General features: G+C 34.7%; 17 protein-coding genes and 1 pseudogene. 11 read left to right on the top strand and 7 right to left on the bottom strand.

The genetic code is table 11. The annotated features are described in order from the left end of the window. Positions 1-484: 484 nt before the first annotated feature. The 3 genes from RINTHH_RS03385 to RINTHH_RS03375 all read left to right on the top strand — a co-directional run bounded on the left by RINTHH_RS03385 (position 485) and on the right by RINTHH_RS03375 (position 3,213). Positions 485-958 carry a DUF4079 domain-containing protein gene (locus RINTHH_RS03385; protein ID WP_044304523.1) on the top strand — a complete coding sequence of 158 codons (474 nt, stop codon included), beginning with the start codon at positions 485-487 and terminating at the stop codon, positions 956-958. 810 nt (positions 959-1,768) lie between these two features. Continuing rightward, positions 1,769-2,344 (top strand): hypothetical protein, encoded by a 576-nt coding sequence (locus RINTHH_RS03380; RefSeq protein WP_044304520.1) that lies wholly within the window; start codon positions 1,769-1,771, stop codon positions 2,342-2,344. Between the two features lie 101 nt (positions 2,345-2,445). Beyond that, entirely contained in the window at positions 2,446-3,213 is a 768-nt protein-coding gene (locus tag RINTHH_RS03375) for an ABC transporter ATP-binding protein (protein WP_044304518.1), read from the top strand. Positions 3,214-3,326: 113 nt separating this feature from the next. Here RINTHH_RS03375 and RINTHH_RS03370 read toward each other — a convergent pair whose 3' ends face one another. Then, positions 3,327-4,106, bottom strand: coding sequence for a response regulator transcription factor (locus RINTHH_RS03370; protein WP_008232910.1), 780 nt, complete (start codon positions 4,104-4,106; stop codon positions 3,327-3,329). 504 nt (positions 4,107-4,610) lie between these two features. Between RINTHH_RS03370 and RINTHH_RS03365 the strand changes: the two genes are divergently transcribed. After that, positions 4,611-4,859 carry a DUF6761 family protein gene (locus RINTHH_RS03365; protein ID WP_008232909.1) on the top strand — a complete coding sequence of 83 codons (249 nt, stop codon included), beginning with the start codon at positions 4,611-4,613 and terminating at the stop codon, positions 4,857-4,859. Positions 4,860-5,119: 260 nt separating this feature from the next. Here RINTHH_RS03365 and grxD read toward each other — a convergent pair whose 3' ends face one another. Both grxD and RINTHH_RS03355 read right to left on the bottom strand, forming a co-directional pair. Next, positions 5,120-5,443 carry a Grx4 family monothiol glutaredoxin gene (gene grxD / locus RINTHH_RS03360; RefSeq protein WP_008232908.1) on the bottom strand — a complete coding sequence of 108 codons (324 nt, stop codon included), beginning with the start codon at positions 5,441-5,443 and terminating at the stop codon, positions 5,120-5,122. Positions 5,444-5,530: 87 nt separating this feature from the next. Continuing rightward, positions 5,531-5,788 (bottom strand): BolA family protein, encoded by a 258-nt coding sequence (locus RINTHH_RS03355; RefSeq protein ID WP_008232907.1) that lies wholly within the window; start codon positions 5,786-5,788, stop codon positions 5,531-5,533. Between the two features lie 1,249 nt (positions 5,789-7,037). Between RINTHH_RS03355 and RINTHH_RS03350 the strand changes: the two genes are divergently transcribed. After that, the gene (locus tag RINTHH_RS03350; RefSeq protein ID WP_008232881.1) at positions 7,038-9,083 is read left to right on the top strand and encodes a S8 family serine peptidase; all 2,046 of its coding nucleotides are present in this window, start codon (positions 7,038-7,040) and stop codon (positions 9,081-9,083) included. Positions 9,084-9,137: 54 nt separating this feature from the next. Here RINTHH_RS03350 and RINTHH_RS03345 read toward each other — a convergent pair whose 3' ends face one another. After that, entirely contained in the window at positions 9,138-9,923 is a 786-nt protein-coding gene (locus RINTHH_RS03345; RefSeq protein WP_155942032.1) for a lysophospholipid acyltransferase family protein, read from the bottom strand. A gap of 1,372 nt (positions 9,924-11,295) precedes the next feature. Beyond that, entirely contained in the window at positions 11,296-11,781 is a 486-nt protein-coding gene (tadA, locus tag RINTHH_RS03340) for a tRNA adenosine(34) deaminase TadA (protein ID WP_008232870.1), read from the bottom strand. Positions 11,782-12,117: 336 nt separating this feature from the next. Between tadA and ilvD the strand changes: the two genes are divergently transcribed. The 5 genes from ilvD to RINTHH_RS03320 all read left to right on the top strand — a co-directional run bounded on the left by ilvD (position 12,118) and on the right by RINTHH_RS03320 (position 20,141). Continuing rightward, a complete protein-coding gene (ilvD, locus tag RINTHH_RS03335) occupies positions 12,118-13,818 on the top strand; it encodes a dihydroxy-acid dehydratase (RefSeq protein WP_008232868.1) in 1,701 nt (566 codons plus the stop codon). 1,741 nt (positions 13,819-15,559) lie between these two features. Further along, positions 15,560-16,396 (top strand): glycosyltransferase, encoded by an 837-nt coding sequence (locus RINTHH_RS11165; RefSeq protein ID WP_008232866.1) that lies wholly within the window; start codon positions 15,560-15,562, stop codon positions 16,394-16,396. Continuing rightward, complete coding sequence (locus RINTHH_RS11160) at positions 16,396-17,076, top strand: glycosyltransferase (RefSeq protein WP_231291151.1); 681 nt, start codon at positions 16,396-16,398, stop codon at positions 17,074-17,076. Before RINTHH_RS11165 ends, RINTHH_RS11160 begins: the two co-directional genes overlap by 1 nt. Positions 17,077-18,148: 1,072 nt before the next feature. After that, complete coding sequence (gene zds, locus RINTHH_RS03325; RefSeq protein WP_008232862.1) at positions 18,149-19,591, top strand: 9,9'-di-cis-zeta-carotene desaturase; 1,443 nt, start codon at positions 18,149-18,151, stop codon at positions 19,589-19,591. A gap of 82 nt (positions 19,592-19,673) precedes the next feature. Continuing rightward, positions 19,674-20,141, top strand: a complete 468-nt coding sequence (locus RINTHH_RS03320) for an SRPBCC family protein (RefSeq protein ID WP_044304516.1) — start codon at positions 19,674-19,676, stop codon at positions 20,139-20,141. 15 nt (positions 20,142-20,156) lie between these two features. Here RINTHH_RS03320 and RINTHH_RS03315 read toward each other — a convergent pair whose 3' ends face one another. Then, positions 20,157-20,396: a 2Fe-2S iron-sulfur cluster-binding protein gene (locus RINTHH_RS03315; protein ID WP_008229379.1), complete on the bottom strand. Its 240-nt coding sequence runs from the start codon at positions 20,394-20,396 to the stop codon at positions 20,157-20,159. 33 nt (positions 20,397-20,429) lie between these two features. Further along, positions 20,430-21,910, bottom strand: a pseudogene (gene cobQ / locus RINTHH_RS03310) (cobyric acid synthase CobQ). A gap of 1,516 nt (positions 21,911-23,426) precedes the next feature. On the opposite strand from cobQ, the gene RINTHH_RS03305 reads away from it, so the two are divergent. Further along, entirely contained in the window at positions 23,427-23,864 is a 438-nt protein-coding gene (locus RINTHH_RS03305; RefSeq protein WP_044304513.1) for a peroxiredoxin, read from the top strand. Positions 23,865-24,695 lie beyond the last annotated feature (831 nt).

Genomic DNA, 24,695 nt, shown 5'->3' with positions numbered 1-24,695 from the left:
TATGAAGTCGTCAAATGCCTATTATAAAAGTTGCATTAGTAGAATCACATGATAAGTCGATTTTCTAATCAAGCTTAATCTCAATTTACAACCTATCACTTAATCAATTCACTTATATAAATTTTGGTTTTTAAGTAAACGATTTTCCACTTGTAATTACCAATGGGTTAGAGACTAACCTTAATAGGTCATCTGGCCTGGTCATTATTCCAAATAGTTAGTTGCTCTGTAGGATAATCTGAATAGTTTCTAGTTACTCAAGAAAATAAATCAGCAGATGGCTAACAGTTATATAATTTAAACTTATTAAGCCCTGCACAATTAACCTTAAACTGAATCAGTATTTATGTGTTTTCTTAGAGTAAAACTCAGGGACAATTTGTGGTATCAAAGATACGTTTATAGTGGTTTTCTCCATTGATTTTCTTATGGTTTGATAAATTTCCAAGTTATATTTGAATACAAATAAATGTAAACATACGCTATGAATTTACCTTCTTTCCTTTGGCTATGGAAAATTGCAGCATGGTCAATGAGTCTATCATTATTATTTTATTTTATTTTGGCGTTCACTGGTATATTAATGTTAATTGCCAAGACAAACGGTAAAAAGAACAAAACTATTCCAGATTGGATTTGGAGAATAAGAAACAAGAGAAACTTGGCTGGGTTCCACTATTTTATCGGTTGGTGTATGGCAAGTTTAGTACTTCTTTTGTTGTTTATCGGAATTATTGGTACTTTAGGCCATTTCGGTTTTTTAGGGCAGTCGTCCCACTTATTTGCCGGCTTGACAGTAGTAGCCCTAGTTTTAGTATCTACAGGTAGTGCTTTGATGATCCGCAAGGGTTATAACTGGGCTAGAAAAATTCATATTGGTGTAAATATAGTACTGTTTTTTGGTTTTGTTTGGGTTTCTCTGACAGGGTGGGGAATTGTGCAAAAGTATTTAACTTAATAGAAGAACAAAAAAATATATGGACTTAACTTAGAAGAACTTTATCTATACAAATAACTTTATTTTTCCTATTTGAAACAAAATAGTTTTTTACTTACTTTTCAAGCCTAGTCAGGTAGCTATAGGAGTATTGATATCTTTATAATATAAACATCTAAATGAAAATGTTTAGTAGAAAGATTAACGGAGCCACATGAATAAAGGGAGTAACAGCTTAAAATAAATACTTTCTCAACTGAGTATTAACAATTTTGAAATAATCTGGATTACTTAATTTAAATAAAAATTATTTTTATGGCTTATTTTTTCAATTTTTAGTAGAAAATATATTGGTTACTGGGTACTTGTTATTGCATAGTTGTCCCTACGCAAATGAAACTTGGAATTTTGCATTAATTACTACAGGCATTATCTATAATTAGTTACATATTAATGAAAAGACATAATCAGTGACCATTTGGTTATGTCTTTTTTACCTATTAAGTATTCTTAGCAATTGCACCAAAATTAGTTTTTTCTACTATTTTTAATAGTAGAAAAAATTCTGCCGTTTTTATTAAGTATTAACTCTTAAAATAACTAATTTACTAGCATTTTCTACTAATTTGACACTTGGTAAGCATCTACGTGGGGCACATATCATCATTTAAATAGGTAATAAGCACAAGTTGTTTATATCATACTCAATTTTTGGAAATTCTATTCAATCACTGGCCATGCCAGTTACCATATATTTGGGTACTAAATTCTTCCATTAGTTTTAGATGTTTACCCAATTTATCCCTGAAATAAACCTCAACCCAAAATTAAATGACAGTGAGCTTAGTCAATAATAATCCTGTTGTTTTTAACATTTCCCCGTTAATCAGGATTACCCTATTAACCATGTATATCGCCTTGACAATCCCTTTACCTTTCTTGGCAAAATTTGTCAGTGCTTCCATTCCACCTAGCTTCCTTTGGTTGGGAATTGTTATAGGTTTTGTGGGATTATATGGAATTATGACAGAAAGAGTTATTGCTGATGAAGCAAAGATAGAAGTCACTTATACCAATTGGATTAGGGCTTTCTTGCGCAGGGACTGGTCTTTATATTGGTCAGAAATAACTCAATTAAAGTCCCGAACTACAGGACAAGGGGGTATAGTTTACTATTTTATCACCTCACAAGGTAAAGCTTACTTGCTACCAATGCGTATTGCGGGCTTTGCTCGACTGGTAAATCTAGTACAAGCAAAAACAGGTATAGATACCAGTAATGTCTATCCTTTGGCACAACCTTGGATGTATATGATTTTGCTTGGATTAACCTTCGTGTTGTTGCTAGTAGATGCTTGGACGATTACTAATGCCTTAACACTAAGTAATGGTATGCAGGGATTCTAACAACTACAAGGCGGTGCCGTCATCCTATCCTATAATTTTGGATAAAGGACAAAATGGCGGCAATGAAATAATTTATAACATTTACTAAGTGATAATCTACTTTGGAAACTTCTCAATACCCAAAACTGAAACTAGAAAAAGTTTACTTGTATGGTAGTTTACCAGATAAAAAACAAGGATATCCTATCCTACAAGACATATCCTTTGAAATATTTAAAGGCGAGAAAGTTGCCATTGTGGGTTATCCCGGTGCAGGCAAAACCCTCTTGTTACGACTCATAAACCGCCTAAGTACACCAAGTAAAGGTAGAATATTCTGGGATGGCCAAGAATATAATAGGGTTCCTGTAATTTTATTACGCAAGCAAATAGTTTTAATGCCTCAGGAATCAAAATTATTAGGAATGACAGTACAAGAAGCCCTAGACTACCCATTACTTTTACGTAATCTTCCCCAACAGGTGATAGCACAACGAGTTAGAAAATGGCGGGAAAAATTACAAATTTCTGATGAATGGCTGAAGCTCACAGAAACACAATTATCATCAGGACAGCGACAATTGATTGCAATCGCGCGTGTTTTGGCTATTGAACCGCAAATATTACTCTTAGATGAACCAACCTCATCCCTGGACTTCACTACAGCCAATTTAGTCTTACGAACACTTAAATGGATATCCCAAAATTACCAAACTACAATTGTCATGGTGAACCATAGGTTAGATTTAGTTGAGGGATTTTGTGATCGCTTGCTACATTTACATGAAGGCTGTCTTATACTAAATCAAACAAAAAACATGGTCAATTGGCAAAAATTAAATCAAAATATTCACAATGCAGCATATAAAAAAGATGACTTTGACTTTTAATAAACTCCGAATAATGCCAAGTAATAACTAAAAATCACAATATGATCACATTATAGTCTGTAGGATTTTTCTATTATTGCTAATATAACACTTCTACAAGTGACAGTTTAAGCCTAACTTTGAGTATTAAATTGGGCATTCAAAGTTATCCTTTGATTGTTTAATATTTCTTGACTTAAATTCAAATGATTAGAAGAAAAATTAGAATCCAACATTTCCATATTAAATCTGTATCCTACATTTCGGATAGTTTGAATTAAACTGGGCTGTCTAGGATCAAACTCCACCTTTTTTCGCAATGATAATACATGGGTATCAATTGTACGTGGGTTATCAATAGCATTAGGCCAAGCACGGCGCAATAACTCTGCTCTACTCAGAGGAACCCCTTCAGCCTGTGCTAGAACATATAATAGGCTAAATTCTTGAGGAGTTAAATCTATAAACTTCCCTTGGAAACGTACCCTACGTTGAATCAAATCAATCTGTAAACTTCCATAATCTAAATACACTGGTGCGGCAGTAGTACGCTTTCGCCGAGTTAGCACCCGCACTCGTGCCAGAAACTCTTGCATACCGAAGGGTTTGCTCAGGTAGTCATCTGCACCTGCATTTAAGCCCTTAACAATATCAGCCTCGCTATTTTGGATAGATAACATCAATATCAAAGGCTGTTGCTGATTATACAACCAGTGACAAAATTCTAAACCATCTCCATCAGACAAATCCGCATCAAGAATAATTAGTGTTGGCTGATGGTTCAAGAAAACCTCCCTTGCTTGGTAAATACTGGCTGCTTGGTAAACCCGATAGTCAAGTTGTTGCAAATGCCAACCTAACAATGACCTAAGATGGGGATTTCCCTCAATTATCTGAATACTAACCGAACTCACAGTCAAGACCCCTCAGCGTCTATGACCTTCAAAGTAACAAAGCCTATATCTTGAGTTTTGTAGCGATTGTTACCTCTCCATAATCAAAATAGTTTTTCCGCTCATAAAATTTTACTAATCACCTTATTACTAGATTTTAATAATGAAATATAGTCTTAGTCTTTTTAGATTTTTGTTGGTCTTGTTAAAGTACCTTGTAATCAGCTCTAAATAATCATAATAACTGTGTAACTTGCTACAAAAGTTATTCATCAGTCTTTTTTACTTGTAAAATAACTATTGGATTTATATGGAAATGAAGTCAAATTATCACAATAACTTAACCAAGTTGGCAAACTTACTATTCTCTGGAATAGGATCTTTAAATAAAGTGTTGCTAGTGGTTAACAAGTATGTAATCGCTAGAATTATCAAATTCCCGCACATAAAAGTCTGAATGAGACTTAAATAAGAAAAGTTTCAATTGCTTGTGACATTCATTCTACAGGGACTGCCATAGAAGCTATGCTCCAAGATACAAGTACTATCCGCCACTACCAGAAACTAACGGATGCCTTTGTTGAATTATGGAATCGGGGTTACCGCACAGATGATATACGTATATATTTGGATGGTTACCTAGCTGCACTTAGGCACAGCAATACTATTGAGCCTTTTCTGATACACCGTCTAGAAGAGGAGGTAACTCGTTATTTGTATGATATCTCTAATTTCATTATGGTTCAAACAGAGCCTGAACCCGATTATCATTGAATTCCACTAGGACCTAACTGAACACTAATCATTCCTGCGATTCTCGGATAAATACGGCTGATCTACATCATTTTTAATAAGTTTTGGCAATCTTATAACATTGCCTAACATCACCCCTATTTGTCGAGTTTTATACTGGTAAGAACTAATCTCCTTTTCTCTTCAAACATAGAGCGGTTATTTATAGATCACTTAATAGAACTTTAATCCCCGCAGGGCAAACATTGTTTGTTGTATTAACAACAAACAATGTTTGCCCTCTATGAAGCTAAAGCAACTTCTACCATTTGCTGTAGCTCACCTTTCTGGTAAAGTTCAATCATGATATCAGAACCACCAACAAACTCACCATTAATATAAACTTGGGGAATGGTAGGCCAATTGGAATATTCCTTGATTCCCTGACGAATTTCATTATCTTCCAAAATATCAACAGTTTCAAAGTTAATTCCTAAAGAATTGAGAATCTGTACTACATTGTTAGAAAAACCACATTGGGGCATCAGTTTGGTTCCTTTCATAAAAACTAAAATCTTATTCTGTTCGATCAAAGTATCAATTTTTTCCTTGACTTCTGATATCATGATGTTTGCCTTCTGGTAGTTTTTTTATTGGTAATCAGTATTGTATTGGCTAATATACCACTCAGTAAGTGTCATATTATTTGGGTTCTAGCAGATGGATTTGGTTTTCCAGGTTTCTGGTGTATATGTTTTTATAGCTAAGGCATGAATGGCTTCGCTAGATATAGCTTCCTGCAAAGTGGCATAAACGAGTTTGTGCTGTTGTACCAGTCCTTTGTCGGCAAATTGCGACGAGACAACAGTTAATTGGTAGTGGTCACCACCACCTGTTAAGTCTTGAACCTCCACCTGAGCATCTGGCATGTGTGCCTTAATCATTGCCTCAATTTCTTTGGTATTAACCATCGCAATTACTAAAAATGACTTTTACTTTTATTAACAAATGCCAGGCTGTTACCTTGCTATATCATTCTAAATGATACAAGTAACTCGAGTTTGGGAATCACTTGCCGTTATTTAGATGGATAAATATCAAGTTTCACAGATAACTGTCCTGGAAGCATCACAAGTCTGATTTGCATATTGGCTAAAGTTTGAATATTTAATAAATTGATAGTCATGATAATAATTTAAGGATTTTTCCAGGAAATAAAAGTTATAAAGTAGGTTAATATAACCTACTTTATAACTTTTATTTTTAAGAATTATGTCGATTAACTGATGAAAAAATTTATGGGTCTCTTCTAAACATACCTTGATTAAAAAGTAACATACTCTTACTTTACCCAGCTCCTGCAAATTTCTTGCAAATATGTCTTTAGCCTTTGACCAGAAAAAAAACTTAGTTAGCTTAGATTTTAAGAGTGGTAGATGAGGATATTCAATTCACCTAATCATAATTTCCCAAAACCCAATAACAATTTTTATTTTAGTGAAGTCTTTTAAATTTCTTATTTTGACTTTAGGCAATGTTACTTTTTTTACTAAAAGCACTTTGTTACTACAGCTTCTTGTAATTTGTTGTTGATTTAATGAAATGCTTAGGTACAGTTTAGACAGAAAACAATTATATTAATCAAAAAAATTTAGAGTATAAACTGACAACGACGGTTAAACCTAGAGTTGAACTATATCTTGTGATGTTAGCGTGAGAACATAACATACTGGGGTCAAATATAATCTACTCACAAAAAAATAAGTAGGTTGTGTTTATTGTAAAAAACTGCTGATTCAATACCATAAGTTTTACTATTCAGTCTTGCTTTTACTAAATAATTGGTTGACAACACTAGCACCTTCACCTGTGGTTTTTCATTAACCAGTGGGCTTCCTTATTATTCAACAATACTAGGGAAGAGTGTGATGAATATAAGGGTAAGAAAGACTTTGAGTTAACTGTATTTTATGATTTTTAGTGAGTCAGCCACTTTACAGCTTGATTTACTGAATGGTAACTTTTGGCTTTGCAAACTCTCAAACACTATTTCTCATTTGTACTATTGTTTACACTCAATTTAACCGTAAACTAATTTGTTTCTATTTTCTATAGTTATCATAGTTTTCACAACATCATTTAAAGTAATTAAAATACTGTTATAAAAAATAGTTCAAGTCCTGCTGATATTTCCATTATGAAGGATTTCCAAGAAGTATTATGGGAATTATTTTACAACGTGGCGGAGAAGAATTTTGCTTGGAGAAATTGGGCAATTACTTTACTTTACGTTTTCGAGTTCCACTTTCTTCCCAAGATTTATCCAACCTCACCTGGGGTATATGGCAGTGCCATATACCCCAGGTGAGGTTGGACCTATTTCAAGTTCTTCCAGAAAACTTAGAAAAGTCTATGTCTCTAGCCAGGCTTAATAAGAATGTGGCTTTCGCCAGTCATGTTTATCAATTTCCAAATAGTCCAGGTACTTCTATATACCTTTCCGATGAAATAACGGTTCAATTTGCTTCTGGGGTTAATGAAACTCAAATAAACTCTTTAGTAGCGAAACTTAATTTATGTGATGCTCAACACGTGAATTTTCTGCCCAATACTTTCAGTTTCCGTGTAAGTCAACAAGCCCCTATTAACCCTATAAAAATCACTAATAGTATAATCATATTTCCCGAGGTTTTGGTAGCTGAACCGAATATTATTATACGTCAGGAAACCCATCATCAACGCCAAGATTTCCTATACTCATACCAGTGGTACCTCAACCATAATGGAGGCTCAGAATTAGCTTCTCTGTCACATATTTCAGTGGAAAAAGCCTGGGATATGACTCGAGGTAATCGTTCCGTGGTAATAGCTGTAGTGGATGATTCTTTCGATTTAAACCATCCTGATTTTCAGGGTACTAGTAAAATTGTTGCTCCCAAAGATTTAAAGGACAATAACTTCCTTCCACTACCAGGAGACAATAGAATCAGTCATGGTAACGCCAGCGCAGGAATTGCACTGGCAGAAGATAATGGTTGTGGAATTATAGGTGTAGCTCCTGGATGTGCCTTAATGCCCATTCGTACTACGGGTTTTATTGATGATAATTCTATTGAAAGCATTTTTAACTGGTCTGTGGAAAATGGAGCTAGTATAATTTCCTGCTGTTGGGGAGCTTCAGCAGTATATTTTCCCCTATCCTTGCGACAAAGGGCTGTAATTGCTTATGCAGCTGCTGAAGGTAGAAATGGTAATGGATGTGTAATTTTATTTTCTGCGGGTAATACCAACCGTCCTATCAATGGCACAGTCTACGAGTGCAATTGGCCAAAGGACATGATACAAGAAAATACCCATTGGCTCAATGGTTTTGCAGTGCATCCAGATGTGATAACTGTATCTGCATCAACTAGTTTAAATCGAAAAGCTGCCTATAGTAATTGGGGAGAAAATATATCTATATGTTCTCCTAGTAATAATGCACCTCCAGGAATGTGGTTTCAAGAAGCAGGATTTGTTTTTACTCAACCTGCTATTATTAATGACCTTCCAGGAAGAGGAATGTTTGACACAAAGCAACTGGAAGAAGCCGGTTACAGTCCTGGAGATTTTACAAGTAACTTTGGTGGGACTTCTAGCGCAACTTCCATTGTGGCAGGAGTAGTAGCTTTAATTCTGTCTATAAACCCTGATTTAACAACTTCCCAAATCAGAACAATTTTAGAACAAACAGCGGACAAGATTGTTGATACTAATCCCGACTCTCAATTAGGTATGTGTGGAGGAACCTATGATGAAAATGGTCATTCCCTATGGTTCGGTCATGGGAAGGTGAACGCAGGGAGAGCTGTAAAGTTAGCTTCCCAAATGCGGATTATCCCTAATAGCATGAGTAAACATATAGTGGGAATGAACAATCACCCTATTAAAATACCCGATTACGATCCTCAGGGAATTACCAGTGGAATTAAAATTTCAGAATCCATTCTAGTGAAAGATATCCGAGTTACTATTGATATTTACCACCAATTCCTGGGAGATTTGGAAATTTACTTAATCACTCCTAATAATCAACGAGTCTTATTACAAAATCGCACATTAGGTTGCCGTACAAATTTCAAAACCATATGCACACTGATTTCTCATCCTAAACTTAAGCAAGTACTGCACTTGCAATCTCAAGGAGATTGGTATTTATGGGTTATAGATTTTTCACCACGAGATATGGGAACCATCAATGGTTGGCAACTATCTCTGGGTGGTTAAACTAAAAGTAAATATTTAAAATACAAACTATGAATATAATTATCAGTGATGATTTTAAGGGTTAGATGTTTGCGCCAGTGCTGGATGATTAGTAATCACAAGACGATCATTACTCAATTGTTGTAAGGCTGTTCTTAAATCTTGAGTCAGGTTTTTTGCGTCTTGTTTGACACAACCATTGACATAATCCACAACTGGAATACTGATACCGATGCTGATTCTAGCATCAGCACCCCATTGGGGATAGGCTTGACTATAGTTAATGCCTATAGGTAGGATTTGAATTCCCAATCCTGGATGACTAGATTCGGCAGTTAAAGCCAAGCGAGCAATTCCTGCTTTAAGAGTATGTACTTGACCATCTCGAAAAATACCCCCTTCTGGGAAGATTACCACAGATTCTTGTTGGCAAAGCAAATCAACACCATGACGTAGGGTTTTGATTGAAGGGTGTTGGGGATTGACAGGAAAACCCCCCATACGTCTTACAAACCATCCTTGTAAGCCTTTACACTCATTTATTGTCACCATAAATCTTAAATCTCTACCAGTAACACAACGCCCTGTAGCATAGGGAATCAATAATGCATCCCAACGAGAACGATGGGTAGGAGCAAGAATAACTGGTCCGGTTTTAGGTATGTTTTCTTGCCCTGTGATTTTTATTTGACGAAAGAAACAGGGCAGAACTAGGTTATGTCCCAAAAAATAAGCTACAGGACTAAACCAAGGACAAACATGAGAGGTCGTTATATTGTGACCAGTAGTCTGAATGTTGTGACCAGTAGTCTGAATTTTTGTTTTGTACTTATTTTCAGAATAGGAGTGAAGTTCCATCATAACGGTGCTGGTAGTTGCGTGACTGGAATACAAGTAGAATCTCCAATACTCGAATGTAGCCTTTTTTTTGATGGGATAGAGGCCTTGGAGTGAGATTTACACGAAGAATGGCATAAGAATGATTTATTCGGTATCCACTCTTAACTTCATAAAACATTGTTATGTCTAATATACCAAGCACTTGTGCCTTTACTTAATCCTTTTATATGTCTTTTTCCATATTGGTTTCGCACAGTATAAGTATTTTGCCAACATGAAAAATTCTATTCTGTAGTGGGCAAATAGTAATAGTGGTTTTACTGGTAATCATTTAGCCCGGAGAATAACACCTTATCAACTACTATTGGGTTTCAGGGGGAGTCAAATAGCAAAAATCAACAACGTGTAAAATGCTACTAAGTACACTGGTAGTACTAAATGTCAGATTTATTTTCAGTCCCAACTAGGAATAAATGAGAATGTCGAATAGCTAAAAAGCAAGAAAGTTAAAGTCAAAAGTTATCACTTGAATATATTCATAATCTAAGAGTCAATATGTTATTAATTGTTTTGTAATAAGGTTGATGTTTATGATGTTAGTAGTTATGTTTTTCCATTATATTATGCAAGGAACATGTATGAGGCATTACAAGTCCTGATAGTATTATTCCCCCCATAACAATCTAACATGGCTAACTGATAAAGGTATCAGGGGACTACTAGCTTGTCTTGCATTCTGGCAAAACAAATAAACTGATTTTCTTATCAATTTAATCTCAGTCGTAATTTAATGTGGTAACACACAATTGGTAATTAACTCAAACGAAAATAATTATTGATCATGAAGATGTCAAATGGCAATAGTTATTAACGTGAATATCGCGGGGAAATAAGAAAAATAGAGTCTAAATTGTACATAGTTTCTACCATACTGCAGTCAGGGTTAGCTTCTATAGGTTGGGGAATGGTAATTATACTGGAAACATTTTAAGTATTTTTGAATATTATTCAATAGTTTGACTCCGTGATAAAGGATTAGTAACAGACTTTCAGATTATGTCAACTACTAACTATAGTAATCCCATTTTACTTTGCTTATTTGTGCTGGAGTATTTCATAGGAATATACTTGTGCAGTTTATTATTAGTATTAATAAATACATACTGTTCCTTCTAATACACGGATTAGCTGTCAGATATTACATGTAGCAGGCAAAATATTTTAGAGCCTTCACTTTCCAGTTATCAAGATAACTGCATTTGATTTGCAAAGTTAAACTAGGATTTACTTTCAGTTCTGATTGCTATCACTCCTTAATTATTTAAATGTTTATAAGTATGGCGAAATAGTGCCTTTTTCTATTATTCCAACTAGGCAATTTGAATTATGTCCTTTATTCTGTTTGACGTCGCTTGCTAGTAAACCAGGCTTTTAGTGTTTGGCAGCAAGAAGATTCAAGTATGCCTCCGATAACAATTAGTTTGTGGTTGGATGCTGAACTGTCAGGAATATTTTCAACCGTGCGAATTGCGCCTGTTCTGGGATCATCTACTCCATAAACCAGTAGTCCTAAACGGGATTGGAGGATCGCTCCTGCACACATTGGACAGGGTTCGAGGGTCACATAGAGGGTACATCTGTTCAATCGCCAAGTGTCTAGTGTGCGAGCTGCCGTTCTTAAAGCAATTATTTCCGCATGGGCAGTGGGATCTTGGTCTCTCTCTTTGCGATTTTCTCCTTTCCCCACAAGATTACCATATGAATCAACGATAACTGCCCCCACAGGAACATCGCCAGCTTCTCCTGCAGCCTGAGCTAGTTCTAAGGAGACTTGCATCCACTGCTTATGTTGTAAATATTGAGTATAACTTAGCAACATTATTAAAATTCCTTTCTTCTCTTTAAAGGTTATTAGTAAATTCTCATATGTAGCATCAGGTTTCCAAAATTCTAGATTTTTATGAATTACTTCATATAGTATTAAGGATCAGACGAAAATTTTAGAAAATACTTCAGTTTAATTACTTCTCTTATTAAATAAATTATTAAATAAAATTAGTTTCATTTTAATATCTTTTGTAGATAGCCTTATCTCTTGTATTTTCAAGATAAAAGGAAGAGAGAGAAATACAATAAAAGTAATTCTAATTGTTGTAAGATGGTCTAACTAAATAAGTGCCATCAAAAATAAAATGATACTAGAGGTATTTTCAGAATGGCGAAAAATTTAAGGAGTCAGGCAATCACCCAAGGAGTACAAAGGTCCCCTAATCGTGCAATGCTAAGGGCTGTTGGTTTTCAGGATGAAGATTTCGAAAAACCAATAGTTGGAATTGCTAATGGTTATAGTACAATCACACCTTGCAATATAGGTATTAATGAATTAGCAAAGAGGGTAGAAAAAGGTATTAAGCAGGCTGGGGCAATGCCACAAATGTTTGGCACCATTACTATTAGTGATGGTATTTCCATGGGGACTGAGGGAATGAAATATTCCCTCGTTTCGCGGGAGGTTATTGCTGACTCCATTGAAACTGCTTGTAATGGACAAAGCATGGATGGTTTATTAGCAATTGGTGGTTGTGATAAAAACATGCCTGGAGCAATGATTGCGATCGCTCGGATGAATGTACCTGCGATTTTTGTCTATGGAGGGACAATCAAGCCAGGAAAGTTTCAAGGGTCTGACCTTACTGTGGTGAGTGCCTTCGAGGCCGTTGGTGAATATAGTGCCGGCAAAATTGATGAAGACAGATTGCTGGCTGTAGAACGCAATGCCTGCCCTGGTCCCGGTTCTTGTGGGGGAATGTATACAGCAAATACTATGTCCTCTGCTTTTGAGGCTATGGGCATGAGTTTACCATATTCTTCCACCATGGCAGCAGAAGATACTGAGAAGGCTGAAAGTGCAGAAAAATCTGCGGTTGTACTCATAGAAGCGATCTACAAACAACTCCTGCCCCGAGACATTATTACCCGTGAATCCATTGAAAACGCTATTTCCGTGGTTATGGCAGTAGGTGGTTCTACAAATGCCATATTACATTTTTTGGCAATTGCTCATGCTGCCGATGTAGATTTTAGCCTAGATGACTTCGAGGTTATTCGTGCTCGTACACCCGTTTTATGTAATTTGAAACCTAGTGGAAAATATGTAACCACTGACCTACACAGAGTTGGAGGTATTCCACAGGTTATGAAAATACTCCTGGAGCATAACCTGTTATATGGTGACTGTATTACAATTACTGGACAAACTATTGCTGAGGTTTTAGAAGGTGTACCTCTAGAACCCCCCCAAGACCAAGATGTAATTCGTCCCTGGAGTCGTCCTATATATTCTCAAGGGCACCTAACAGTTCTCAAGGGTAATCTGGCCTTAGAAGGCTCTGTAGCAAAAATTACAGGAGTTAAGGAACCTGTTATTACTGGACCAGCCAGAGTCTTTGAATCTGAAGAAGAATGTTTACAAACAATTCTGGATGGCAACATTCAAGCTGGGGATATAATTGTAATACGTTATGAGGGCCCAAAAGGTGGCCCAGGGATGAGAGAAATGTTGGCTCCTACCTCTGCCCTTATTGGTGCTGGTTTAGGAGATTCTGTAGGACTAATTACCGATGGTAGATTTTCAGGTGGTACTTATGGCATGGTAGTTGGTCATGTTGCTCCAGAAGCAGCTGTTGGTGGTGTAATCGCAATAGTCAAAGAGGGTGATAGTATTACTATTGATGCCAATGCTCGTTTGTTACAATTAAATATTTCCGATACAGAGTTAGCTCAAAGGTTTACCAGATGGAGACCACGCCCGCCACGTTATACTAGGGGTGTACTAGCAAAGTATTCTAAACTTGTCTCTTCAAGTAGTCTGGGTGCTATTACAGATTTGGATTCAACTATCAATATAACAAATTAAATTCGGGATATATTAATTAGGTAAAGGCTCTAAATATTAGGTTTTCATTTTTGGTTGGATGGTATAGTTCACAAGATTTCCACTTTTCTACATTGGTAAACTTAAACAAATAAAGTTTTTGAACTATTAACAATAGTAATAATGGTTTATGATTTAACACTGCTACAAATACTTCCAAAGTTATTGGAAATAAAATTAAGAATAAATAAATACTATTTTCCTAAAATCATAAAATACAGTCTTTATGAGAAATGTGGGGTCTCAAGACTCTCAAAATTATTTTGAGACTATCTGTTAATAGTTCAACACTCATGAGGTTATCTAAAAATGATGGGGGTAGAAAGTAATTAACCAGATTGTAAGAATGCTAGATAGATATTAAGCATTAATTTACCTTGGGAGCAATTATTTGACCAAGGATAAAGTGAAATATTAATCAGATTGAAAAAGGGAACTTTTAAAAAGTTAAACCATAATTTCAATGTTCAATTTAGCAGTAGTTTTACTTGAAATAGGATATTCTCAAACTGATTATTTGCATACGTAAATTGTAGAGATTTTTAGAATATATATTTACTTCAAGGGATAGTTTTAGAAAAAAGATAAATCATACAGTTTCAAGCAACTAATTGATTACTTGGTTGGATAGAATAAGCAATGATAGGTGGAGTTGAATAGAAAATTTAAATCAATCACATACCAGAAAGATAAAAAGTAAATTATTCTGATAAAGTTTAAAGCAAAGAGAACATCACGAGAATTTGATGCTAGCCTTTTGAAAAGGCGAAAAATGGAATTGAGTCGTTTGTAATAATCAAAATATATGGTTTTATCTATCATTTAGCAAGTTTTTACTACTATGGCAGTTGTGTAAAATTTATTTTTATATAATTACAAGATAAGCAGATACGTACTATAAATCCATGGGACAGTATAACCTCAAATTCGATCCTGATTTATCTTAATAAAGATTATAATAAATGTATACAGACATGAGCCTTCAGTAAATTTATAACCTATTGCCTTGGGGGCAAAAATATTATTTAGACAGACAATGGATATTGTAAAGAGTCTTTATAATCAGCAGAGTAGTATTGTTAACAACATAGTGTTTGTGTCAAGTAAAGGAAATAATTAATCTTCTATCTATCAGCATACTTTTCTTTTTTTAACTATTAATCTTGCAACAATAGAGAGCAGAAGGATATTTAACTCTTTTGACTGGCTGATGCTCTCAAAATAACAGTGGCCATCCAGAAAAATTAGACCTGGGCAATTCCCCAAAGTTTTTTAGTACTTATGCTTGATATTGGGATAACCTACATTATTTTTAATATATTCAATTTATTCCTTAATATTTATTTAGCCTTGATTTGGCTAAGTTATAAAAATAATAATATGTCTTTCTAGTGAAACTATACAACCTGGCTATTACTCAAAAGTGCTGGCATTCTTGGAAAAAAATCCGAACGAAATTTTTCAGTTGTCTCAGAAAAATAATCTAATTATTTACCAACGACTCCACACCCTAACTCATCATTATCATCTTAGGATATAAAGACAACATTAAAGAACCAGTGCTATGCTTACAGTGTTTTTTGTACAGATGATATCGCAATTATAATTTAAAATCCTATCAGCTGCATAGCACATTCATAAAATTATTCAACTAAGTATAAAAACCTTCTGTTCTCTATTCCCTGTTGTTTAAACCAGCTTTATTGACTCACATCTTTGTCATATGCATATTGGATTTATTAACCCCCAAGGAAACTTTGATTACAACGATAGTCACTGGACAGAACATCCTGATTTTGGAGGTCAGTTAGTATATGTAAAACAACTTGCCTTGGCAATCGCTGCACAAGGTCATAAAGTTGATATTCTTACTCGACAGATTATCGATACTGAATGGCCTGCATTTGCGGAAAAGTTCGACTCTTATGCAGACCAGCCAAATATTCGTATTATTCGCCTGCCTGCTGGACCAGAGGAATTTCTACGTAAAGAATTACTCTGGCCATATTTGGTTCAAGATTGGGTACCTAATATTATTAATTTTTATAGAGAAGAGGAGCAATTTCCAGATGCTATGACTGCTCATTTTGCTGATGGAGGTTTGAGTGCAGTTTTAATTCGTGCACAAACCGGTATTCCTTTTACCTTTACAGCTCATTCTCTAGGCGCACTGAAAATGGATAGACTCCATGTTAATCCAGATAATATAGCGGAAATGAATGAGTATTTCCATTTTGGTTGTCGCCTCGTTGCAGAACGCTTAAGTATGAATCATTCAGGGGTAAATATTACTAGTACCCTTACCCAAGAAAGATTTTATCAGTACGCTCACCCAGCCTACCATGGAGCTGTAGATGTGAATAATGGCAAGCGCTTTGCAACTATTTCTCCAGGAGTAAATCCTGATGTTTTTGGGCCTGATATATGTCTTGAGAATGAGGAGATAATTTACCAACAAATTCAATCTAGGTTGGAACGGGATATTGTTAGCGATAGAACAACCCTGCCTGCAATTATTGCTTCTAGTCGTTTAGAACCCAAAAAAATCATATTGGTTTAGTGCAAGCATATGCTTCCAGTTCGACTCTACAAGAAAAAGCTAACCTGGTGATTTTTACAAAGGGAGAAGATGACCCATTGCGTAACAAAGCCAATGATGAAATCAGTGAAACACAAGTACTTGAACCGATAAGAAGAATTATTGATGATTGCAATCTATGGGGTAAAGTGAGTGCCTTTTCTATCCCCAGTCAATCGGCTCTTGCAGCAGCTTATCGCTTTTTTGTTCAATATCGCTCTGTGTTTGCCTTGGTTTCTCTCCATGAGCCATTTGGATTAGCTCCTTTGGAAGCTGCTGTATCTGGTTTACCAGTAGTAGCTACCCAAGATGGTGGTCCTAAGGAAAGTTTACAGGAAGGAGATGAACAATTTTGTATTTTCATCGACCCTACCTCTCCTAAGGATATAGCTCGAGGTTTAGAAGTACTAATCTCCCAAACCAATATTTGGGAAGATTTACAAAAATGTTGCCGTGCTCATATCCTAAAATTTTATACTTGGAATCAAACAGCACAAGAGTACCTAAAAACACTAGAAAAAATTGTGGCTATTCCCACGCAAAACACTAACAGCTTATTACCAATTCATCCCTATTTTCTTAGAGATACAAAACATCAGGATATTTCCTTATCTGATTTAAATCATTTATATTTTCGTTGTAATCCTCAGGAAATAACTTAGAAATCAACACTTGAATTAGCTTTATCTATATTATTTATGAGGTATGTTACTGCATAACCAATTTTTACTTGAAACTATGTACTTACCTATAAATAATACACAGCATAGTATACCAACCGATTTTATATAAAATACTTGTTTTTATATGGTGCCATCACCGCATCATGATGGCTTTGTCTAGGAAAAGTATTTTTACAAGTTGTAGCTAATTAACTAAAATCTCAATTTCAATTATTTTCTCTTCTGGTTAGCTATTCAAATGTATTTTTATGGGGAATAAGTATGTTGTTGATATTTGTCTAAACTTTCGAAAAAAATCAATCTACTGAGATTAAAATATCAAGCTTGCCTACTACTATATATTGATTCTTTCTAGAAAAGTTCAATTTTTTCTGTATGTTGATAAAATTTAATAGGGTTTCAGCTTCACTAATAATCAGAGAGATTTCAACCCAATAATAACCTTCACTCAATGACTTACTTCTCCAGTAGAAATATTTATTTTACATCTCGGCAAGGTGATAACGTGCAGTTTACATCTAAGCTTGATATTAAAACTTACTATTTTTTTTAATGAGTATCTGAGGCTAAATCTTTATAAGATAAGTAATAATATACATTATTACTTATCTTATAAAATCATTGAAATCGCTTTTATAATAATGACTTAATGAAATAATGAATAATACGAAATAGAAATATGGAAGATTCAGAAACTATATTTTATTTAGCCATACAAAAACTGAAAATATTAGAGTAATATTATGAAAAACTTGTGGGATCATAAGTAACCTGAACTATAAGTCTAACTCATATTTTTTTATTGCAAAATCATACTAATTTATCTTTGAAGTACAGGTAATCTAGTTGGTTCAATATTTACTCTCCTTCGGTAGTTATCAGTTATGGTATTGAACTGGCAGTAAATAATTATGAGTTAATTTATAAACTTCAAAACTATACCCAACACAAATTAAATATATTGAAATATATGCCTAATAATTCAGTCATACTAATAAATTTCAACTCCTACACAGTTACAATTTGTAAGTAAAGCCTATAGGGGGATTGAATGCGCGTTGCAATTGTAGGTGCTGGACTAGCTGGACTATCAACAGCTGTATATTTGGCTGATGCTGGTTGTGAGGTTCAGATTTTTGAATCTCGACCTTTTGTTGGTGGTAAAGTTGGTAGCTGGCTAGATGATGGCAACCATATTGAGATGGGATTACACGTTTTTTTTGGTTGCTACTACAACCTATTTGACTTGATGAAAAAAGTTGGAGCATTAGATAATTTACGCTTGAAAGAACATGCTCACACCTTCATAAATCAAGGGGGGCAAGTTGGTCATTTGGATTTCCGCTTTTTTACTGGTGCACCTTTCAATGGTTTAAAGGCTTTTTTTACTACCTCTCAATTATCCTTGCAAGATAAAGTTCAAAATGCTCTAGCACTTGCTACTAGCCCAATAGTAAGGGGATTAGTTGACTTTGATGGGGCTATGAAAACTATTCGTAATTTGGATAAAATCAGCTTTGCGGATTGGTTTCGTAGTCATGGTGGAAATAACGGCAGTATAAAGCGGATGTGGAATCCTATTGCTTATGCTCTTGGCTTTATCGATTGTGAAAACATTTCTGCCCGCTGTATGTTAACAATTTTCCAGCTATTTTCTGCTAGAACAGAAGCTTCTATATTGCGGATGCTGGAAGGATCTCCCTACGAATATTTACACAAACCCATTCTAAAATATTTGGAACTTAGAGGCGTAAAAATTTATACTAGTCGTCAGATCCGCCGAATTCAGTTTCATCAACAAGGTCAACAGATTGAAGTAACATCAATGATTGTAGCAAAAGGGCATGAGGAAGAAAGTATTACTTCTGATGCTTATGTTGCAGCTTGTGACATTGCTGGTATTCAGCGTCTTCTACCCCAGGAGTGGCGACAATGGCCGGAATTAGATAACATCTATAAGTTGGAAGCTGTACCTGTCGCAACTGTGCAGTTGCGTTTTGATGGCTGGGTAACAGAACTACAAAATCGACACAAGCTTAAACAACTAGACCATGCAGCAGGAATTGATAATTTGCTATATACTGCGGATGCAGATTTTTCCTGTTTTGCAGATTTGGCTTTAACCAGTCCTGCGGATTATTATCGCCCGGGTGAAGGTTCCCTACTACAGTTAGTTTTGACACCAGGAGATCCATTTATTAAGAAAAAAAATGAGGAAATTGCTCAACATGTTCTAAGGCAAGTACACAAACTATTCCCTTCATCCCAAGAATTGAACATGACTTGGTATAGTGTGGTGAAATTAGCCCAATCTTTATATCGTGAGGCACCAGGAATGGACATTTTTCGTCCCCGACAAAAAACACCTGTGGCAAACTTCTTTTTAGCTGGGAGTTACACACAGCAAGATTACATTGATAGTATGGAAGGGGCAACAATTTCTGGAAGAAAGGCAGCTAAGGAAATTTTAGAAAATATGCAACAAGAATTATAGTTTAATACTCTGTACTGAATTTCATATAGGCTTTTACCCAACCACAGTCACCCAAATACATAAACATGAATTTTAAATCCAAATGTCTGATTGGTTAGAACATAGTGTACAAGTACAAGTAGAAATCCCCATTGATTACGTATGGAATCTCTGGTCCGACTTAGAGCAAATGCCTAAGTGGATGAAGTGGATTGATGCAGTCAAAATCCAAACAGATAACCCTGAGATATCTGTTTGGACTCTTAAAAGTGGGATTTGGAAATTTGATTGGAAATCCAGAATGCTCAGAGTAATTCCTCGCCAAATAATTGAGTGGGAATCTATTGATGGACTGCCCAATCGTGGGGCTATACGTTTTTATGATCGTCATGGTAGCAGTACTATAAAATTGACTGTTGCTTATGCTATTCCTGGTATTTTAGGGAAAGTTATGGACAACTTATTCTTGGGCAATATGGTAAAGTCGACTATTCAAGCTGACATGAATCGCTTTAGGGAATATGCTTTACAGATACAATCCCAGATAAAAAGCAAGGATATAAAATCCTAATCCCATCTCTAAGTACTACCATGTGGGATCACTAAGCAAATTAATGGTGAGTTCTTGTTTTCCTGGATTTACAGAACTAATACAAGCACGGATTAAGTCTCCATCTTCTAGTTCGACAGTACAGGCATGACAAGAACCCATCAGGCAGCCAGTAGGAATAAACATGCCAGCACGTTCGGCAACATCGAGTATAGATTCCCCAACTTCAGCCTCTACAGTAATATCATCCGGTAAAAAATGAATAACAACACTCATATTAAGTGGTCGCTAACTATAACAGCATTTAGACTATAACAATGAGGTTAAGTCTAAATGCTGTTCTACATCATTGGCAATAGCATCTAAAATTTGTTCTCTTTGTTCCTCATAATTACCTACACCAGTGGGTAACGATTGTAAACCCCTTTGTTGACGTAAGCGGTTCAGCCAAGCCCTTCGCCAAGGTCCATTGTCAAATATACCATGGAGATAGGTACCCCAAACTGATTGGCATTTATCTACCAAACCCAAATTTATGTCATCAAATAAAGGTTGATATTCTTGTTTCTCCGTACCCATAGCCGTTATTTCTACACGCGATCTTCCCTGATGAATTTCAAACCCATTTATGGGTAGACCCATCTGTGGATAATTTGATGTGACTTGACGTTGACGAGCAACTTTTTGTCCAGTAATAACAGTTTTGATGGGTAATAATCCAAGTCCTTGATATCTACCAGCATGTCCTTCAAATCCTTCAGGATCAGCAACCATTTGGCCTAGTATTTGATAACCACCACAAATACCTAATACTGTACCGCCACCAATAGCATAGTTATGAATTGCCTCTGCCATACCAGTTTTTTGCAAAAAGAGTAAATCAAGGATAGATGTTTTAGTCCCTGGTATAATAACGGCATCGGGACGGCCCAAGTCGTTTTTGGGATTCACATAGTTAATTCCAACACTAGGCTCTGATTCCAGAGGGTCAAAGTCGGTGAAATTAGAAATCCTGGGCAAGCGAATCACACTAATTTTAATTTCTTGTTGGCTTTTTTTGGTTTATATCCCAATAAATCTAGAGAGTCTTCTGCAGGAAATGGATGTTCTAAGTACGGAATTATTCCTAATACGGGAATACCAGTATAATCTTCCAGCCATTTTATCCCTGATTGTAAAAGTGATCTCTGTCCTCGAAATTTGTTAATTACAATCCCTTTAATTAATTCTCGTTCTTCTAAATCTAATAATTCTAGAGTCCCCACTACATGAGCAAATGCACCACCACGATCAATATCAACTACTAATATGGTAGCAGCCTTCAAATGCTTTGCCACTCTCATATTCGTTAAATCTCGTTGTTTTAGGTTTATTTCTGCTGGACTTCCAGCTCCCTCACATACCAACAAATCATACTCTGAGCCCAAATATTTCAGGGATTCCTCAATTGCTTGCCAACCCACCTCAAAATATTGTTTATAATAAGCACTTGCACTTACCTGATCTACATACTTGCCTCTTATGATTACCTGAGAAGTCATATCACCTTGAGGCTTAAGCAAAATTGGGTTCATTTCCACCTGGGGGACTACCCCCGCTGCCCAAGCTTGTACTGCCTGCGCATAACCAATTTCTCCGCCATTAGGGGTTACATAGGCATTCAAAGCCATATTTTGCCCCTTGAAGGGAGCTACTTGCCAACCACGCTTTGACAAAATTCGGCAAATAGCTGTACTTATAAGTGATTTACCTGCATGGGATGTAGTTCCCACTACCATAATTGCTTTCATACTTTAAATACTATTGGTTTTAGGTTTAGCTTTAACTTTTTGTTTTTATAATAATTTGATGGAGACAATTAGATATACCAATGAAAAGATGAAACCTATGGATTTTCTTTCAAGTCTTTTTATCATATCCATACTCTAAATATTTATCCAGTCGAACATCATCCATATAGCGAAATTTGATTATTCTGGACATTGTTACAAGGGCGAATCACATTAATACCTGAAAAGCCAAACTATAATTTAGGTAATTAGAATAAGTAGTTGCTATAGCCCAATCTTCTTACTTTCAATATAATTCTACAGTTGATTAGCCTTATCAATCAAAATGGAAACAAAAATAATTTTTATTGTATCTATTATATAGTGATTCTATCATGAGGTAGGTTTATGAATAAAGATGCAAATCAAGCTTAATACTTGACTTTTAATATCAGTTGATATCGGTTAATCGTTCTATTATAAGTTAGCAGCAATCTAGGTAGTAGAATTAGGTGATAAGATAGCAAAAAAACTATTACCATATGGATAGTATTCACTTATATATTATAATACCCAGATATTGTTTTCGGGATTATTGAATGCTACTATTAATAGCATTTATTTATATTAAAAAAATCTCAAATAAAAATATATTCTAAATATTAATATAAATAGTATTTTACAAATAAATATTAGTTAATATAAATCATTTTTAGCTTATTCACTGAATTCATAGGCTGAATAAGCTAAAAATAAATTCATGGGTATCAATCTACCTTATTAAAATTTGTTTTAATAAACAAAAAAATATTTATTAACTAGTTTATTATTAATTTTTTCTGCAGCAACAAAAATTATCTTATCTACAAGAAACATATATTTTATGAATGATCAAACTTAATCAATCATGAATATTTTCAAGGAGTTATGAAAAATAATATATAACAATCCACTTGTATTTATGAATAAACTTAAGTATGACTATTAAAAAACAACATACTTATAGCTTATGAGAAAAAGATATTTTTTTATAATCTCAAAGATAGAAATATGGTTGTATTTTTTGGCTATTCTAATAACTAGATTGAGTTTTTCATTAGTTATTAACCCTATTACAAGTAGAAGTTATTAGAGCTATATTTATATAGGGAGAATGGCCATTAGCAATATTTGTAAACAATTGGTGATACTATAGCAAAGTAATAAAGCTATAAATTCTATATATTGATGTTTGGCTTTCCAGATCTAACATCAAAATAAAACTGAATTTTGTTAGCTTATACTCAATTACTTTGCAAAGCAAAGTCAGGATAGAATTGAAAATTTTTGATAACTTATTCAAAGCAAGCTTGGTATTTTTTTATATTGATTCTTCTAGACTGAATTGAATGTAATGAATATCTTATGAATTCTTTAATTCATAAGATATTCATTACAGCTTTACTTGGGTAGTTACCATAAATTATTGTAGAATCACAAGTGCATCAATAATTTCAGATAAATACTTAAGACCAAATATATTACAGGAAGGAAAATTATGCCTTTAAGTGTTGGTACAGATGCACCTGCATTTACCGTAAAAGATACCGATGGCAATACCGTTTCACTAATTGATTTCAAAGGTAAAACCATAGTTTTATACTTCTATCCGAAAGATGATACTCCAGGATGTACCAAGCAGGCTTGTAGTTTTCGTGATGCCATAGAAAAATATAAAAATAAAAATGTGGTAATATTAGGGGTAAGTTCAGATGATGAAGATTCCCATAAAGTATTCACCCAAAAGTACAACCTAACTTTTCCTCTTTTGGCAGATACAGAGCAAAAACTGATTAAGGCTTATGATGTTGATGGTGGGGGTTATGCTAAGCGTGTTACCTATATCATTGATGGTAATGGTAAGATTATCCATGTTGATTCTAGTGTAAATACATCTACTCATGCTAGCGATGTTTTGGCAGTGTTGGGATTATAAACTTGAGATATGGGTAGGTTTTAACAGTGAAATTATTCTTTTATTTCCCTCAACCCATATAACTAATACAATATTAGTTTAGTGTAATATACAATCCGAGATTGTCCTCTAAAATCTTTGCTGTAGAAAGCTTTTAGATTTAAAAGAAATAAGGTTTAATTTCAAAACCTTATTTCTGCGTTATTGGATAATGCTAAAATCTCAGGTCATATATAACAGAAATTTGCTATAGAAATTTACTATATTTTGACTATAGAAAGTGTTGAGAGTATTTGTTGAAAGATAAAGATAACATACTTACAGGCATCAGTGGCAGTTGAATCTAACGCGATTACTACTACTGCATATATACCATTGAAACATTCCTAAATTAGGAATGTTGGCTGGTGCACATAATATTTACTGGGTATGTAGTTATTAGCAGTTGTCATAAACTTATTAAAATATTATTCTCCTATGATTTTCTCTTCAAGAAAACTGAAAATTATGTATTTAATTCTAACTTGCACTATAAAAATAGTCCTTAGACCTCTACCAGTACTTATATCTTTTGCTACTGTAATAACAAGGTCTGTTATAGAATACTTAACTGTGCCAAACACACCCTAATAAACCAGGAAGTTAGACTGGTTATTAATACTTTTCCTTACTTAACAAGGGGAAATAACTGTGTAAGTTACTTAATTAAAGTTGCTTTAAATACTCCTAAACCGCTAGGTGCTTCCTAAGTAACCAGCACAAATTCAAAGTGGTAATAATTAAACATATTTGTTGATAATGTAAAGGTTTAAGGATACGTATAATCAGTAGGAAAGCACTGTTAGACAGACT

The organism is Richelia intracellularis HH01 (assembly GCF_000350105.1).
GTDB lineage: Bacteria > Cyanobacteriota > Cyanobacteriia > Cyanobacteriales > Nostocaceae > Richelia > Richelia intracellularis.
This window is presented reverse-complemented; position numbering and strand designations above follow the sequence as displayed.